The sequence below is a fragment of the Longimicrobium sp. genome (assembly GCA_036377595.1).
In the GTDB taxonomy this organism is placed as follows: domain Bacteria; phylum Gemmatimonadota; class Gemmatimonadetes; order Longimicrobiales; family Longimicrobiaceae; genus Longimicrobium.
Genome location: DASUYB010000108.1, coordinates 149813 through 165353 on the forward strand (window position 1 = coordinate 149813; position 15541 = coordinate 165353).

Annotated in this window: 13 protein-coding genes; 10 read left to right on the forward strand and 3 right to left on the reverse strand. The window is 70.4% G+C overall.

Features of this window, described 5'->3' with window-relative positions; translation table 11 throughout:
- Positions 1 to 46 precede the first annotated feature (46 nt).
- Positions 47 to 352 carry an ATP-binding protein gene (locus VF092_19490; GenBank protein ID HEX6749489.1) on the reverse strand — a complete coding sequence of 102 codons (306 nt, stop codon included), beginning with the start codon at positions 350 to 352 and terminating at the stop codon, positions 47 to 49.
- Between the two features lie 127 nt (positions 353 to 479).
- Between VF092_19490 and VF092_19495 the strand changes: the two genes are divergently transcribed.
- From VF092_19495 to VF092_19510, 4 genes are all read left to right on the forward strand, one after another.
- Positions 480 to 3251, forward strand: a complete 2772-nt coding sequence (locus VF092_19495) for a TonB-dependent receptor (GenBank protein HEX6749490.1) — start codon at positions 480 to 482, stop codon at positions 3249 to 3251.
- Between the two features lie 248 nt (positions 3252 to 3499).
- A complete protein-coding gene (locus VF092_19500; protein ID HEX6749491.1) occupies positions 3500 to 5164 on the forward strand; it encodes a fibronectin type III domain-containing protein in 1665 nt (554 codons plus the stop codon).
- Between the two features lie 99 nt (positions 5165 to 5263).
- A complete protein-coding gene (locus tag VF092_19505; GenBank protein ID HEX6749492.1) occupies positions 5264 to 5884 on the forward strand; it encodes a hypothetical protein in 621 nt (206 codons plus the stop codon).
- 160 nt (positions 5885 to 6044) lie between these two features.
- Positions 6045 to 6410: a hypothetical protein gene (locus VF092_19510; protein HEX6749493.1), complete on the forward strand. Its 366-nt coding sequence runs from the start codon at positions 6045 to 6047 to the stop codon at positions 6408 to 6410.
- Positions 6411 to 6691: 281 nt separating this feature from the next.
- Here the strand turns inward: VF092_19510 and VF092_19515 are convergent, their stop codons facing one another.
- Positions 6692 to 7726 carry an inorganic phosphate transporter gene (locus VF092_19515; protein HEX6749494.1) on the reverse strand — a complete coding sequence of 345 codons (1035 nt, stop codon included), beginning with the start codon at positions 7724 to 7726 and terminating at the stop codon, positions 6692 to 6694.
- Positions 7727 to 7735: 9 nt separating this feature from the next.
- Positions 7736 to 8347 (reverse strand): DUF47 family protein, encoded by a 612-nt coding sequence (locus VF092_19520; GenBank protein ID HEX6749495.1) that lies wholly within the window; start codon positions 8345 to 8347, stop codon positions 7736 to 7738.
- A 292-nt stretch (positions 8348 to 8639) separates the two neighbouring features.
- Here VF092_19520 and pstS point away from each other — a divergent pair, with 292 nt between their 5' ends.
- From pstS to phoU, 6 genes are all read left to right on the forward strand, one after another.
- On the forward strand, positions 8640 to 9740 hold the full coding sequence (pstS, locus tag VF092_19525) for a phosphate ABC transporter substrate-binding protein PstS (protein ID HEX6749496.1): 1101 nt from the start codon (positions 8640 to 8642) through the stop codon (positions 9738 to 9740).
- A gap of 524 nt (positions 9741 to 10264) precedes the next feature.
- Complete coding sequence (locus tag VF092_19530; GenBank protein ID HEX6749497.1) at positions 10265 to 11467, forward strand: porin; 1203 nt, start codon at positions 10265 to 10267, stop codon at positions 11465 to 11467.
- 159 nt (positions 11468 to 11626) lie between these two features.
- Positions 11627 to 12631 carry a phosphate ABC transporter permease subunit PstC gene (gene pstC, locus VF092_19535; protein ID HEX6749498.1) on the forward strand — a complete coding sequence of 335 codons (1005 nt, stop codon included), beginning with the start codon at positions 11627 to 11629 and terminating at the stop codon, positions 12629 to 12631.
- A gap of 283 nt (positions 12632 to 12914) precedes the next feature.
- Positions 12915 to 13769, forward strand: a complete 855-nt coding sequence (gene pstA / locus VF092_19540; GenBank protein ID HEX6749499.1) for a phosphate ABC transporter permease PstA — start codon at positions 12915 to 12917, stop codon at positions 13767 to 13769.
- Between the two features lie 8 nt (positions 13770 to 13777).
- Positions 13778 to 14665: a phosphate ABC transporter ATP-binding protein PstB gene (gene pstB / locus VF092_19545; protein HEX6749500.1), complete on the forward strand. Its 888-nt coding sequence runs from the start codon at positions 13778 to 13780 to the stop codon at positions 14663 to 14665.
- Complete coding sequence (gene phoU, locus VF092_19550; GenBank protein HEX6749501.1) at positions 14662 to 15345, forward strand: phosphate signaling complex protein PhoU; 684 nt, start codon at positions 14662 to 14664, stop codon at positions 15343 to 15345. Before pstB ends, phoU begins: the two co-directional genes overlap by 4 nt.
- The last annotated feature ends 196 nt before the right edge of the window (positions 15346 to 15541 follow it).

The window sequence follows — 15541 nt, forward strand, 5'->3', positions numbered from 1 at the left end:
AACGTTTCAGCGGCGGGGATCGTGACGCGTCGTCCTCCCCCGTTCGTCACCCCTCCCGCGGCAGGTCGGCGGCGGCGGAAAGGCGGGTGCGCGGCGGGATGCGCACGGTGAAGGTGCTGCCGCCGGGGAAGCGGCTCGCCACCTCCACGTCGCCGCCCAGCAGCCGGGCCAGGTTGCGGGTGACGGAGAGCCCCAGCCCGGTGCCGCCCACCCGCCGCGTGGGCGCCTGCTCCACCTGCTGGAAGGCGTCCAGAGTCAGCAGTTTGAACTGCGGTTTTACTGCTGACCCTGCTGACTCTGCGTGAGACTCAGGAGCGCCGGCCTCCACGACGGTGACGGCGATCGCCGCCAAGCGGTTTCGGGATGATGGGGGATTCGTGACGCGACGGTGACGGCGCCTTTTCCCGGCCGATGCGAAGGCCGTCTAACCTCAGGGCGTCCGATGGACGATATCGACCCCCGACGAGGTACAGACGAAGATGCCATCCCGAACGTGGAGGTCCGCCCTCGCGGCGCTGCTCCTCGCGCTCACCCCGCTCGCCGCGGCCGCCCAGGGCACCGGGCAGGTAGCCGGGCGGGTTCTCGATGCACAGACCGGCCGCGCGCTTCCCGCCGCGCGCGTGGCGGTGCAGGGCACGCAGGCGGCCGCCTCCACCGGCGTGGACGGGCGCTACCTGCTGCGCGGCGTTCCCGCCGGCGAGCAGGCGCTCGTGGTGACGCTGCTGGGCTACGCGCCCAAGACGGTCACCGGCGTGCGCGTCGCCGCCGGCGGCGCGGCCGGCGTGGACGTCACCCTCTCCGCGCAGGGGATCCGGCTGGGCGGGATCACCGCCACGGCCACGCGCGAGCGCGGGAGCGTGAACCGCGCGCTCGACGAGCAGCGGACCGCCACCGGCGTGGTGAACTCCGTCACCGCCGAGCAGATCGCGCGCTCGCCCGACGGCGACGCGGCGCAGGCGGTGCAGCGCGTGAGCGGCGTGACGGTGCAGGACGGCCGGTACGTGTTCGTCCGCGGCCTGGGCGAGCGCTACACCACCACCTCGCTGAACGGCGCGCGCATCCCCAGCCCCGAGCCGGAGCGGAAGGTGGTGCCGCTGGACCTGTTCCCCTCCGGCCTCCTTTCCGCCATCACCACCAGCAAGACCTTCACCCCCGACCAGCCGGGCGACTTCAGCGGCGCGCAGGTGAACATCCGCACCCGCGAGGCGCCGCAGCGCCCGTTCGCCACGCTGTCGCTGAGCACCGGCTTCTCCAGCGCGGTGACGGGGAAGCGGCTGCCGTTCGCGCCGACGGTGGGGCAGGAGTGGCTGGGGTACGCGGGCGCCGATCGCCGTCTCCCCGCCATCCTCCAGTACACGGACCTGGGCGGGAGATTGACGGCGGACGACAAGAACCGCCTGATCTCGTCGATGCGCAACGCGTGGAGCCCCACGAACGAGGCGGGGAAGCCGAACGGCTCGGCGTCGCTCTCCTTCGGCGGATCGACCGACGTGTTCGGGCGCGAGCTGGGCTTGGTGGCCTCGGGCACCTACTCGCACGTGTACGAGGCGCACCTGGGCGAGGTGCGGGCGACCGCGCAGCCCGACGCGGACGGGAACGCGGTGGAGGCGTCGCGCTTCACCGGGCGCAGCGCGCAGACCAGCGTGCTCTGGGGCGGGATCGCGAACCTGACGTATCGCCTCGGTAACGGCTCGCGCATCGACCTGAGCAACTCGTACAACCGCAGCGCCGACAACGAGGGGCGCAGCGAGGTGGGGAGCACCGAGAACCTGGCGCGCATCCCCCTGCTGATCGACCGGCTGCGCTTCGTGGAGCGGGCGGTGCGCTCCAACCAGCTGCGCGGCGAGCACCTCCTCTTCGGCCGCGGCACCTTCTCCTGGTCGGTCTCCAACAGCGCGGTGGACCGGGTGGAGCCGGACCGCTCGGAGATCGTCTACTCGGCCGAGGACGACCCGGCCACGGGAGAGCAGCTGGCGCCGGCGTGGTACGGCGGGAGCAACGAGGCCGCCGTGCGCACCTTCGGCGAGTTGCACGAGAAGGCGTGGGAGTGGTCGGGCGACTGGCAGTGGATGCTGGGCCGCGGCGCGCGCCCGCACCGCATCAAGCTCGGCGGGCTGTACCGCGCGACGGACCGCGACGCCGACAACCGCAGCTTCAGCATCTCCGCGCCGGGGACGCTGGGGCGCGAGGCGCGCGAGGGAACGCCGGAGGAGATCTTCGACGGGCACCTCACGGCGCCGGGCCAGTCGATCCTCAACATCACCTCGCTCTCCGCCGGCGGCTCGTACGACGCGCGCGACCGGCTGAGCGCGGGCTACGGGATGCTGGAGCTCTTCCTCACCCCCTCCGTCCGCCTGGTCGGTGGGGCGCGGGTGGAGCGAAGCGAGGTGACGGTGAACGCCACGCCGACCTTCGGCGACCCGGTGCGCTCGGAGCCGAGGTACACCGACGTGCTCCCGTCCGTCGCCCTGAACTGGGCGCTGACGGACGAGGCGAACCTGCGCCTCAGCTACTCGCGGACGCTGAGCCGCCCCGAGTACCGCGAGATCGCGCCGATCCTGTACCGCAACGTGCTGGGCGACGAGGAGGTGCGCGGGAACGAGGAGCTGCGGCGGACGCTGATCGACAACTTCGACCTGCGCTGGGAGCTGTACCCGGGGAGCGGCGAGGTGCTGTCGGTGGCGCTCTTCGCCAAGCGCTTCACCGACCCGATCGAGCGCGTGTACCTGGCCACTTCGGGGACGCCGATCGTGACTTTCGTGAACGCGCGCGGTGCGAGGAACTACGGGGTGGAGATGGAGGCGCGGCGCGAGCTGGGCTTCGTCGCCCCGTGGCTGGAGCGGATGACCTTCTTCACGAATGCGACGGTGATGAAGAGCCGGATCGACATCGGCACCGACATCTCCAGCCAGACCAACTCGCGCCGGCCGATGGTGGGCCAGTCGCCTTACGTCGTCAACGCCGGGCTGACGTGGACGGGCGGCGACCGGGGGACGAGCGCCACGCTGCTGTACAACGTGGCCGGCCGCCGCATCGTGAGCGCCGCCGAGCGCCCGCTGCCGGACAGCTACGAGCAGCCGCGGAGCGTGCTGGACTTCTCGCTGCGCCTGCCGCTGCGCCGCGCGATGGACCTGAAGGTGGACGCCGAGAACCTGCTGGACTCGCCCTTCGAGATCCGCCAGGGCGGCGTGGTCCGCGAGCGCTACACCACCGGCCGCTCGCTCGGCCTCGGCATCGCCGTCCGCCAGTGATGTAACTGAAGGTCTCACGCAGAGGGCGCAGAGGACGCAGAGGACCACGATTCAGTTCTCTGCGTCCTCTGCGCCCTCTGCGTGAGAAATCAGGATCGCCGGTATCCGCGAAGGTGACGGAGGGATGGGAGAGACGTGACCGAATCGCGACACGGATCGGGCGGCGCGGATACAGGGAGGGACGAGAATACGGCGGCGCACGGAGCGCCGCCGTTTTCTCCATCTCCCAACCTGTTCCAGGTGAAGCGATGATCCAGCTTTCCCGCAGGATGTTCGGCGCGTGCATGGCCCTGGCGGCCGCCGCCCTGTCTGCCTGCGACTCGGGCACCGGCAGCAGCGACGACCTGTTCGCGCCCACCGGGCTGGCCGTGACCGCCAGCAGCTCGACCTCCGTCACCGTGACCTTCAACGCCGTCCCCGGCGCCACCGGCTACGAGGTGCAGCGCGCCGCCGGCACCTCCACCGACTTCACCACCGTTGGCACCGTAACCACCTCGCCCTTCAGCGACACCGGGCTGGAGCCGTCGTCCACCTACAGCTATCGCGTCGCGGCCGTCCGCGGGGGCGAGAAGAGCGACTTCACCGCCGCGCAGCAGGTGACGCTGCTGAACCGCCCGGTGGTGACCATCTCCACCGACATCACCAGCAACCGCCGCTTCGACAGCGACAGCGTGTACGTCCTGGGCGCCTTCGTCCACGTCGCGAACGGGGCGACGCTCACCATCGAGGAGGGGACGCGCATCGAGGGGCTGCCCAACTCGGCGCTCTTCATCCTCCGCGGGGCCAAGATCCTGGCCATCGGCACCGCGCAGAAGCCGATCGTCTTCACCTCCAACCGCCCCGCCGGCCAGCGCCAGCCGGGCGACTGGGGCGGGCTGATCATCGTGGGCAACGGCGTCATCAACCGCGCCGACCCCATCCTGCTCGAGGGCTCCAACACCGGCGGCACCAACTACGCCGTAACCTACTCGGGCGGCGGCAACAACGCTGATGACAGCGGCGAGCTGCGCTACGTGCGCGTGGAGTTCGCGGGCTTTGGCCCGGCGCCCGACCAGGAGCTGAACTCGTTCACCTTCGCGGCGGTCGGTTCGGGGACGCGGCTCAGCTTCCTGCAGTCGATGGCCGGGCTGGACGACAGCTACGAGTGGTTCGGCGGCGCGGTCGACGCGAAGTACCTCGTCTCGTACGAGAGCGGCGACGACCACTTCGACGCGAGCGAGGGCTTCTCGGGGCGCAACCAGTTCCTGATCGCCTACCAGGACACCATCATCCCACCGCGCAACGGGGCGGGGAACACGTCGAGCGACCCGCAGGGGATCGAGAACGACGGCTGCAACGGCGCCAACTGCGTCAACGGCTTCGCCTCGCAGCCGTACACGGTGCCGATCTTCGCCAACTTCACCCTGGTGGGGCTGCGCAACACGCCGGTCAGCATCCCGGCGGCGGGCGGGCGCGGGATGGTGCTGCGGCGCGGCACCGGCGGCTACTACGTGAACGGGATCGTCGCCCGCTGGCCGGTGGCCATCTCCATCCGCGACGCGGCGACGAACGATCACCTCACCGCGGGCGACCTGCAGCTGAAGAACATCCTCTCCGTCGAGAACGCCACGCTCTTCGAGGCCGGCGCCGACCGCTACTCGGTGGACCAGGCGGCCAACGGCATCGAGACCTCGGCGGCGACGACGTCGAGCCTGTTCACCGCGTTGCCGGCCCCGACCGCGGCGCACACGGTGGCCTCGTTCGACTGGACGCCGGCCGCGGGCTCACCGGCGCTCACCGGCGGCCTCGCGACGTTCACCGGCGGCCTCGCCACGAAGGCGGGCACGGTGGTGATGGGCACTGCCTTCCGCGGCGCGGTCGATCCTGCCGGCGCCAAGTGGTGGCAGGGCTGGACGACCTACGCTCGCAACTGACAACAGAAAGGTCTCACGCAGAGCAGCAGAGGTAGCAGAGGAACTGCGGTTGGTTCTCTGCTCCCTCTGCTGCTCTGCGTGAGAAAAACAGGGATGACGATGTCGAGACGATCCGTGATTCCAGCACTTCTCCTCATCCTTCCGCTCGTCGGATGCCGGGGGAATGATGGTGAAGCGCACGCCGCCACGCCGCCCGTCGCCGCCGCGCCGGTGCCGGGGACGCACGTGGACAGCATCCTGCCGCCGGAGGAGGAGATGCGGCGCTTCCGCGAGGGCCTGCCCGAGCCAGCGGCGCTGGAGGGCGGCGAACGCTCGCGCGAGGCGCTGGTGCGCGCGTTCGTCCGCGCGGTGGAGCGGGCGGACACGGCGGCGGTGCGGCGGATGATCCTGTCGCGCGCCGAGTTCGCGTACCTGTACTACCCGTCGGCCGGCTACGACCGTCTCCCGCGGCGGATGTCGCCCGACCTGCTCTGGTTCCTGACGATGCAGGAGAGCGAGAAGGGGATCGGGCGGCTGTTCGAGCGGCGCGGCGGCACGCGGCTGGGCTACGTCTCCTCGCGCTGCTATCCGCGCCCGCGCGTCGAGGGCCGCAACCGCCTGTGGGACCGCTGCCGCGTCACCCTGCGGACCGTGGACGGGGCGAAGACGGAGCGCCTGTTCAGCACCATCATCGAGCGCGACGGCCGGTTCAAGTTCGTGTCGTACAAGAACGAGTACTGACGGCCCCTCATCCCCCCGACCCCCTTCTCCCAAACTGCGGGAGAAGGGGGAGCACGAACGGCAGGGGAGATACTAAACCGTTACAGGGTCGGCGTTTGGGCGTGAAGCGGCGGGGCGAGCTTTCGGTCGGATGATCTACGACGAACGAGAGGAGGCCTCGATGCTCGACCTGATCGACATGCTGGTGGACGACGACGAGATCCCGGCGGTGCCGCTGCCGGAGGTGGTGGACACGCCGGCGGTGGTGCTGGCGGGGATGCTGGCCGGCGGCACGCGGCCGCTGGTGCTCGACGCGTCGCGCGCGCGGGAGATCCATCCCACCGCGGCGCCGCTGCTGGCCTCGCTCCTCCGCGCCAAGCGCGACGCCGGCGTCGAGGTGCGCATCGCCCACGCGTCCGCCGCGCTGCGCCGCCGCTGGGCCCGCCACGCGCTCGCCGCCTACTTCGCCGACGAGGCGCAGGGCCCCGAATCCATCTTCACCTGCCCCGACCGCGACGAGCTGGGCTTCTCGCCGAGCCCGAGGTGAGGGTGCGCTTCGCGGAATATCGTGTGGACGAGGCTATAGATCCTTCGGCCTGCAAGCTGTTGCGCAGACGCTGATTACGGTCTGGCCGGCCTCAGGATGACGTCGGCGGGGTCATGGCGTGAAGAGCGGATGCTTCGTCGGCGGTGATGCAGTCCGCGAAGGCGGACTTCTCGAAGTTCCAGCCCCGGGTTTCAACCCGGGGCGAGGGGGGATGATCGACAACGAAGCCGCCGCGCCCGGATCGGTCGCGGCGGCTGTCTTTCCGCACTCAGCACTTCGGTCTACGGCGCCACGAGATTCCCCAGCACGAAGTAGAAGAGCGACGCCATCACGAACGCCGCGGGGATGGTGAGGATCCACGCCCACACGATCCGCCCGGCCACGCCCCAGCGCACCGCCGACCAGCGCCGCGTCGCGCCGACGCCCACGATCGAGCCGGTGATGGTGTGCGTCGTCGACACGGGGATGCCGAACTTCGTGGCCAGCAGGATCGACAGCGCGCCGCCCGTCTCCGCGCAGAAGCCGCCCACGGGGCGCAGGCGCGTGATGCGGCTGCCCATGGTGTGCACGATCCGCCATCCCCCGAACAGCGTGCCCAGCGCGATCATGGTGTAGGCGATCAGCTCCACCCACAGCGGCACGTGGTCGGCGTTGGGAAGGTAGAGGTGCGACAGCCATCCCGTCTGCGCCTTGAACACCTCCTGGCTGGCCACCAGCAGGCCCACGATGATCCCCATCGTCTTCTGCGCGTCGTTGCCGCCGTGCGACAGCGAGAAGAGCGCCGAGCTGGCCAGCTGCGCCACGCGGAACACGCGGTCAACGCGCGACGGCGAGGTGCGCTGGAAGATCCAGTACACCGCCACCATCAGCGAGAACCCCAGGATCATCCCGATGATGGGGGAGAGGAAGATGAAGAGGATCGTCTTCGTCCACCCGCTCCACAGGATCGAGGCCCACCCCGCCTTGGCCACGGCCGCGCCCGCGTAGCCGCCCAGCAGCGCGTGCGAGGAGCTGCTGGGGAGCCCGAACCACCAGGTGATCAGGTTCCAGGCGATGGCGCCCAGCAGCCCGCCCAGGATCACGCTGGGGGTGACGACGTCCACGTCGATCATCCCCTTGCCCACCGTCTTGGCGACGGCGGTGCCCACCACGAACAGCGCGGCGAAGTTGAAGGTGGCCGCCCACAGCACCGCCTTGAACGGCGACAGCACGCGCGTGCCGACGACGGTGGCGATGGAGTTGGCCGAATCGTGGAACCCGTTCACGAAGTCGAACAGGAACGCCACCACGATGATGACGACGATGTAGGTGACCACGGGCAGGCCCTAGGAGTTCTTGAGCGCGATGGACTCGACCACGTTCCACACGTCGTCGCACAGGTCCACCGCGTCCTCGAGCTTGTCGAACAGCTCCTTCCACTTGATCACTTCCAGCGCGTCGGCCCCGTCGTCGAAGAGCGAGCCCACCGCGGCGTGGTAGATGGAGTCGCCCTCCTCCTCGAGCTTCTTCAGCTCGCCGGTGCGCTGCAGGATGAGCTTGGGCTTCTTGAGGTTCTGCACCGAGTCGGCCAGGGTCTGCGCGCCGCGGCGCAGCACGTTGGCCAGCTGCGCGGCCTGCGGGCGGAACTCGCGCAGGCGGAACATCTGCGCGCGCCGCGCCACGCCGTCGACCACGTCGATCACGTCGTCGAGGCGGCTGGCCAGCAGGTGGATGTCTTCGCGGTCGATCGGCGTGACGAAGCTCTTGTCGATGCGCACGATCAGGTCGTGCGTCAGCACGTCGGCCTCGTGCTCCAGGTCCTTGATCTTCTGGACCATCTCCTGGAGACGCCCCGGGTCGGCGAAGAGCTGCTCGAGCAGCTCCGTCGCCGAGGCGAGCTTCTGCGCGAGCTCCCCGAACATGGGGAAGAACTGCTCGTCGCGCGGGATCAGGCGCACGGTCCCATCCTCCGTGTGGAGTGCATCATTGTAACGGCGCCGCGCCGGTGCCTCCGCGCCACGCGAAGCATCCGCCGGGCCGTGTAACAGCGTGTTGCCGCTTTCAAAGCGCGCCAAACCTACGTTCGATGCGTGTCGCCGGAAAGAGCACGCCTTGGCCGGTGACGCGGATTTCGAGGGTTCGTTACGCAACCGTGACACGCCGCGGATTCGTGCGTGACCGCGGGCCGGCAGCTTCAGGTCGTCCCGAAGCGAGACCGCGACCCGAACGACGAACCGACGAGACGAACCGATGAAGAGACTTCTGCCCGGTACGCTGGCGCTTTCCGTGGTGCTGGCGGCGTGCGGCGGCGGCGACAACCCGCCCCCGAACGCGCAGACGGCGCAGCAGCAGGGCAATGGCGGCGGCAAGGTGACGCTGACCGGCGCCGGGGCCACCTTCCCGGCCCCCATCTACAGCAAGTGGTTCAGCGACTACGGCCAGGCGCACCCGGTGCAGGTGAACTACCAGTCCATCGGCTCCGGCGGCGGCATCCAGCAGGTCACCGCGGGCACCGTCGACTTCGGCGCCAGCGACGCGCCGATGACGGCCGACGAGGCAGGGAAGGTCCCCGGCATCCTGCAGCTCCCCACCGTCCTGGGCGCGGTGACGGTGACCTACAACGTCCCCGGGGTCACCGCGCCGCTCAAGCTCTCCGGCCCGGTGCTGGCGGGGATCTTCCTGGGCAAGGTGACGAAGTGGAACGACGCCGCCATCGCCGCCGACAATCCCGGCGTGGCGCTGCCGGCCACGAACATCGCCGTCGTCCACCGCTCGGACGGCAGCGGCACGACCTTCGTCTTCACCGACTACCTGGCGCAGGTGAGCCCCGAGTGGAAGTCGCAGGTGGGGAACGGGAAGTCGGTGAACTGGCCCACGGGGCTGGGGGCCAAGGGGAACGAGGGCGTGGCCGGCGCGGTGAAGCAGACGGCCGGCTCCATCGGCTACGTCGAGCTCGCGTACGCGATGCAGAACCAGCTGGCGATGGCGTCGCTGAAGAACCAGGCCGGCCAGTTCGTCGCCCCCTCGGTGGACGCGACGGCCGCCGCCGCGGCGGGCGTGGCGGATCGCGTCGCCAGCGGCGACTACCGCGTGTCGCTGGTGAACGCACCGGGGGCGACGACGTATCCCATCTCCACCTGGACGTACCTGCTCGTCCCCCCGCACTGGCAGGACTGCGGCAAGGCGCAGGCGTTCGTGGACCTGGTGGCCTGGGCGCTCAACCAGGGCGGCGACGCGGCGCGGCAGCTGGACTACGCGCCGCTCCCCGACCAGGTGCGCACGGGGGTGATGCAGAAGCTCGGCACCGTCACCTGCGGCGCGAACAACCAGGCGGTCAAGCCCGCGGCGTGATTGGCTGAGCCATCATCGCGACGGTGATGTGGAGCGGGGCGGGGAGCGATCCCTCGCCCCGTTTTCGACTTTAGGCGCGGCAGCGGGCAGCCCTCACTCGCGCCTTAGAGCGCTCGCCCTCTCCCGATAACGGGAGAGGGGCGGGATTTGGTCTGCCGCGCCGCCTGCGGCCCAGGTTCGACGAACCAGCCGCGAGCGCAGCGAGCCCCCGTCCCTCCCCCAGTCGGGGTTGGGGGAGGGACAGGCGCGAAGCGCCAGGGAGAGGGCGCCGATGCCGGCGCCGGCGCTGGAATTCGAATCTCGCGCTCGCCGGATGTGGCAGACCATGCGGCGGAGACCCCTGCGGCCTCCGCCGCTTCGCCGCGCATCAGCGCGGCGGCGATCGCGGGGCAGGGCCTCGTTACGCGTTCGTGACGGAACGGTGATTTCGGTGCGGCGGAGATCGTGGAAACTTCGGTGCACGCACGTTACCGGGAGCGGCTGTCAAACGTCGCTCCACGACACGAACATGAACGAGGATGAACGTGACCCGACGCGTAGCCGGTCTGGCCGCGGCAGTGCTGCTGGCCAGCCTTCCGGGAGTGAGCCGGGCCCAGCAGCAGCCGACGTATCCCAACGTGAAGTTCAAGGGCCGCCTCCAGGCGGAGTTCCGCACCTCCGACATCGAGTCGACCAGCACCGACGGATCGCCCGCGGCGGTGAACACCGTCGTCTCCAACGAGTTCTTCCTCCGCCGCTTCTACGTCGAGGCGGACGGCTACGTCGCGCGGAACGTCCGCGTGAAGCTGGAGCTGAACGCCACCCGCCGCGCCGTGAACCTCGAGGACGCCTGGGTCGACGTGGGCCTGGGGCGCTGGCTCACCTGGCGCGCCGGGCAGGAGAAGAAGCCGGTCGAGCGCCAGGAGCTCATCTCCAGCAGCCTGTATCCCACGGTGGAGCGGGGCGCGCAGATCGCCGGGATGCGCAACCAGAACCTGGTGTCGGAGAACAACTTCCTGGTCGCCGCCGGGTTCACCGCCCACGATGTCGGCACCTCGCTGGAGGTGCACACGCCGGACAGCGTCTTCGTCCCCGCGTCGCTGCGCGTGGGGGTGTGGACGGGGCAGGGGAAGGACAACCCCGAGGTCAACAACGCCAAGACCTTCGGCGCGCGCTTCCAGATCGCGCCGATGCGCCGCCTCTCGCTGGGCGCGTCGTTCGTGTCGCACGACGACCCGATCAGCGTCTCCGTGACCACGCCGACGGGGACGACCAAGGTGATCGCCGCCGACAGCGCGGGTCGCTCGACCGCGTTCGGGCTCGACGCCGAGTGGGGGAGCGCGAACGCCGACGGCCTGCACGTGATCGCCGACGCGTCGTTCGGCAAGGAGGGGCGGGCGGGCGCCTTCACCTCCACGCTCGCGGGGCTGCGGGACGTGGCGCCGGGCGCGGACTTCTCGCCGCGCTTCCGCACGGTGCACCTGGTCGGCGAGTACCGCGTGCCGCTGGCGAACACCGGCGCGCTGACGGGCGTCGGCCCCGTCTTCCGCTTCGACCATACCACGCCGGATACGGGGAACGACGTATCGTCGACCTTCGTCACCCCCGGCCTGAACCTGTACTTCGGCCGCAACGCCTGGGTGATGTTCAACTACGACGTGGTGATGCCCGGTGACCGGCTGGACCTGGGCCGCGGCGCGGGCGAGGCCGTGCACTCGTTCAAGTCGATGCTGCGCGTCTTCTTCTGACCGCGACCGGCCCGTCGCGATCGAAGCAGCCGCGAGCGCAGCGAGCCCCCGTCCCTCCCCCAGTCGGTTTTGGGGGAGGGACCGGCGCGAAGCGCCAGGGAGAGGGCGCGGATGCCGCGGCCGGCGCAGGAACCTGAGAAATCGAGCGATACCGACCGAATGCAGTCTACCTCCGACCTTCCCCCGCCCGGCGGCCTGATCGCCGAAGCCGCGCTCCCGGCGCGGGGGCGCTTCGCCTTCGCCTGGCACCGCAGCAGCGCGTCGGACCTGGTGTGGCGCGGGATGCTGGTGGCCTTCGGTCTCAGCATCCCCCTGCTGCTGCTGGGGATCGCGCTGCTGCTGACGCACGGCGCCATGCCCGCCATCTCCCACTTCGGCGGCGGGTTCGTGGGGAGCAGCGAGTGGAACCCGGTGAGCGACCGGTTCGGCGGGCTGCCGTTCATCTTCGGCACCGTCGGCTCGTCGCTGATCGCCGTTCTCATCGCCGTGCCGCTCTCCATCGGCCTGGCGCTCTTCCTCACCGAGCTGGCGCCGCGCTGGCTGGCCGCGCCCATCGCCTTCGCCACCGAGCTGCTGGCGGCCATCCCGTCGGTGGTCTACGGCCTGTGGGCGGTGTTCGTGCTCGTCCCCTTCCTGCGCGACCGAATCGAGACGCCGCTCTCCACGCGGCTCGGCGACCACATCGGCCTGTTCGAGGGGCCGGCGTACGGGCCCAGCCTGCTGGCCGGCGGGGTGATCCTGGCCATCATGATCGTCCCCTTCATCTCCGCGGTCAGCCGCGAGGTGATCGCCGCCGTGCCGCGCTCGCAGCGCGAGGCCGCGCTGGCGCTGGGGGCGACGAGATGGGAGTCGACCTGGCAGGTGGTGCTCCCCGCCGCGCGCGCGGGGCTGATCGGCGCGGTGATGCTGGGGCTTGGCCGCGCCATCGGCGAGACCATGGCGGTGACGATGGTGATCGGCAACACGCCGCAGATCCCCCACTCGCTGTTCGCCCCCGCGTACACCATGGCCAGCGTGCTCGCTAACGAGTTCGCCGAGGCGAGTGGAGATGTCCATCGCTCCGCGCTGATGCTGGTCGCCCTGCTCCTGCTCGGCGTGACGCTGGTGGTGAACGCGCTGGCGCGGCTCCTCGTCTGGCGCGTGAACGCGAGGAGGGCCGCGTGATGGCGAGCGTCGTCGAGGTGAGGGGGCGAATGAATTCGCTGCAACAACCACACGAAGTCCCCCTGCGGGGACTACAGGCTTTCGTGCGCACGAGGCCGGGGGGCGCGGAGCCAGCTTCGTCGCACAACCCGGGGAAGCCTTTCGCGCGCACCGAAGATTCGTCCGCGCCGCCGCCGGTAGTCCGCGAAGGCGGACTTCGTGTGGTTGTTGCCGCGAATTCATTCGCCCGTCCCAGCCGGACTGGTAGGGTGGTGATCTCCCGGCCCCACCGCCGGAGGCCCGCGTGAGCACCCTCACCTTCCGCGACCGGCGGCGGCGCACGACCAACGCGGTGATGCTCGCGCTCACCGGCGTGGCGGCCGTGCTGACGGTCGTCCCCCTCGTGCTGATCTTCGGCTACCTGATCCGCGAGGGCGCGTCGTCGCTCGACCTCGACTTCTTCACCCACACGCCGCGGCCCACCGGCGAGGTGGGCGGGGGGATGGCGAACGCGATCGTCGGCACCCTGACGATGGTCGGCCAAGCCGCGGTGATCGGCCTTCCCGTGGCCGTGCTCGCGGGCGTCTACCTGGCCGAGGCGCGCGCGAGCCGCCTGGCGACCATGGTCCGCTTCACCGCCGACGTGCTGAACGGCGTGCCCTCCATCGCCGTCGGCATCTTCGTCTACCTGCTGATCGTGGTGCCGACGGGGGGATTCAGCGCGCTCGCGGGCTCCGTGGCCCTGGCCACCATGCTGGTGCCGATGGTGACGCGGACCACGGAGGAGATGGTGCGCCTGGTCCCCCGCGAGCTCACCGAGGGCGGGCTGGCGCTCGGCCTCCCCCGCTGGCGCACCATGCTGGGGATCGTCCTCCCTGCCGCGCGCGGGGGGATCCTGACCGGCGCGCTGGTGGGCGTGGCCCGCATCGCGGGCGAGACGGCGCCGCTGCTGTTCACCGCGCTGGGGAACCAGTTCTGGCAGCTCGACCCGCGCCACCCCACGGCCGCGCTCCCGCTGCAGATCTTCAGCTATGCCATCAGCCCCTACGAAGACTGGCACCGGCAGGCCTGGGCCGGCGCGCTGGTGCTGATCCTCCTGGTGCTGGGCCTGAGCCTGGGCGCGCGGTTCGTGCTGGGGCGCGCGCAAAAGACCGCATGAACGAGACGATGAAGACCATGGATGCTTCGCCCGCGCACTCGAGGCCGCTGGCCGCCGCGCCGGAATCCGGGCACGCACCGCGACCCGTGGTGGCGCACGCCGCGGCGGCGGAGGCGGCGGAGACGCCGGCCGGACCCGCCGCGCCGGCGGTGGAGGCGCGCGACTTCTCCTTCTGGTACGGCGCCGCGCAGGCGCTGCACAACATCGACCTGGAGATCCCCGCGCGCAGGGTGACGGCGCTGATCGGGCCGTCGGGGTGCGGCAAGAGCACCTTCCTGCGCTCCATCAACCGCATGAACGACCTGATCCCCGGCGTGCGCCACGCGGGCGACATCCGCCTGGGCGGCCGCAGCGTGTACGACCGCGGCGAGGACGTCGTCCATCTCCGCAAGCGCGTGGGGATGGTGTTCCAGAAGTCCAACCCGTTCCCCAAGTCGATCTACGACAACGTCGCGTACGGCGTGCGGGTGAACGGGCTGGCGCGCCGGCGCCGCGATCTCGACGACATCGTGGAGAGCTCGCTCCGCCGTGCCGCGCTCTGGGACGAGGTGCGCGACCGGCTGCAGAAGAGCGCGCTTGGGCTCTCGGGCGGGCAGCAGCAGCGGCTCTGCATCGCCCGGGCGCTGGCGGTGCGCCCCGAGGTGCTGCTGATGGACGAGCCGGCCTCCGCCCTCGACCCCGTCGCCACGCAGAAGATCGAGGAGCTGATCTACGAGCTGAAGGACGAGTACACGATCGTCATCGTGACCCACAACATGCAGCAGGCGGCGCGCGTCTCCGACATCACCGCCTTCTTCTACCTTGGCCGGCTCATCGAGGTGGGGAAGACGGAGCAGATCTTCACCAACCCGCGCGAGGAGCGCACAGAGGCCTACGTCACCGGGAGGTTCGGATGAGCCCCATGCCCGGCGTCCGCCACTTCCACGAGGAGCTGGCGCGGCTGAAGACGCGGCTGCTGGACATGAGCGCGCTGGCCGAGGACCTGGTGGGCGCCGCCGTCGACGCGCTGCAGGAGCGCGACGAGGAGAAGGCGCTGGAGGTGGTGGCCCGCGACAGCGAGCTGGACGCGCTGGAGACGGAGATGGACGACCTCTGCATCCAGCTCCTGGCCACGCAGCAGCCCATGGCGCGCGACCTCCGGCTGATCACCATGGCGATGAAGATCAGCAACGACCTGGAGCGCGTGGGCGACCACGCGGTCAACATCGCCGAGGGGGTGCCGCACCTGGTGAACGCGCCGACGTTCACCGACCTCCCGGAGATCGAGGAGATGGCGCGGATGGCCAGGGAGATGCTCTCCGACGCGCTCGACTGCTTCGTGCGTGCCGACGCCCCCGGCGCGCTCGAGGTCATCCAGCGCGACGACCGCGTGGACCAGATGCAGGACTCGCTCTACCGCATCCTGCTGACGCACATGATGGAGGACCCGCGGCGCATCGGCCCGTCGCTCAGCCTGTTCCTCGTCTCGCGCAACCTGGAGCGCATCGCCGACCTCGCCACGAACATCGCCGAGGACGTCGTCTTCCTGGTCGAAGGCCGCAACATCAAGCACGGCCCCCGCATCGAGCTGAACTGAGGCCGGTCGATTCTCACGCGGAGACGCGGAGGCGCGGAGAACTCATCGCGGTTCTCCGCGCCGTCGCGTTCCATCCGACGTCATCCTGAGGCCGTAACCGACGTGTACGCAAGCGCTTGCAGGCCGAAGGATCTATCACCGCGTCCGCACGACAGCCTCCGATTCGCAACGAAAACGGGCCCGCGGTTCCTCACCG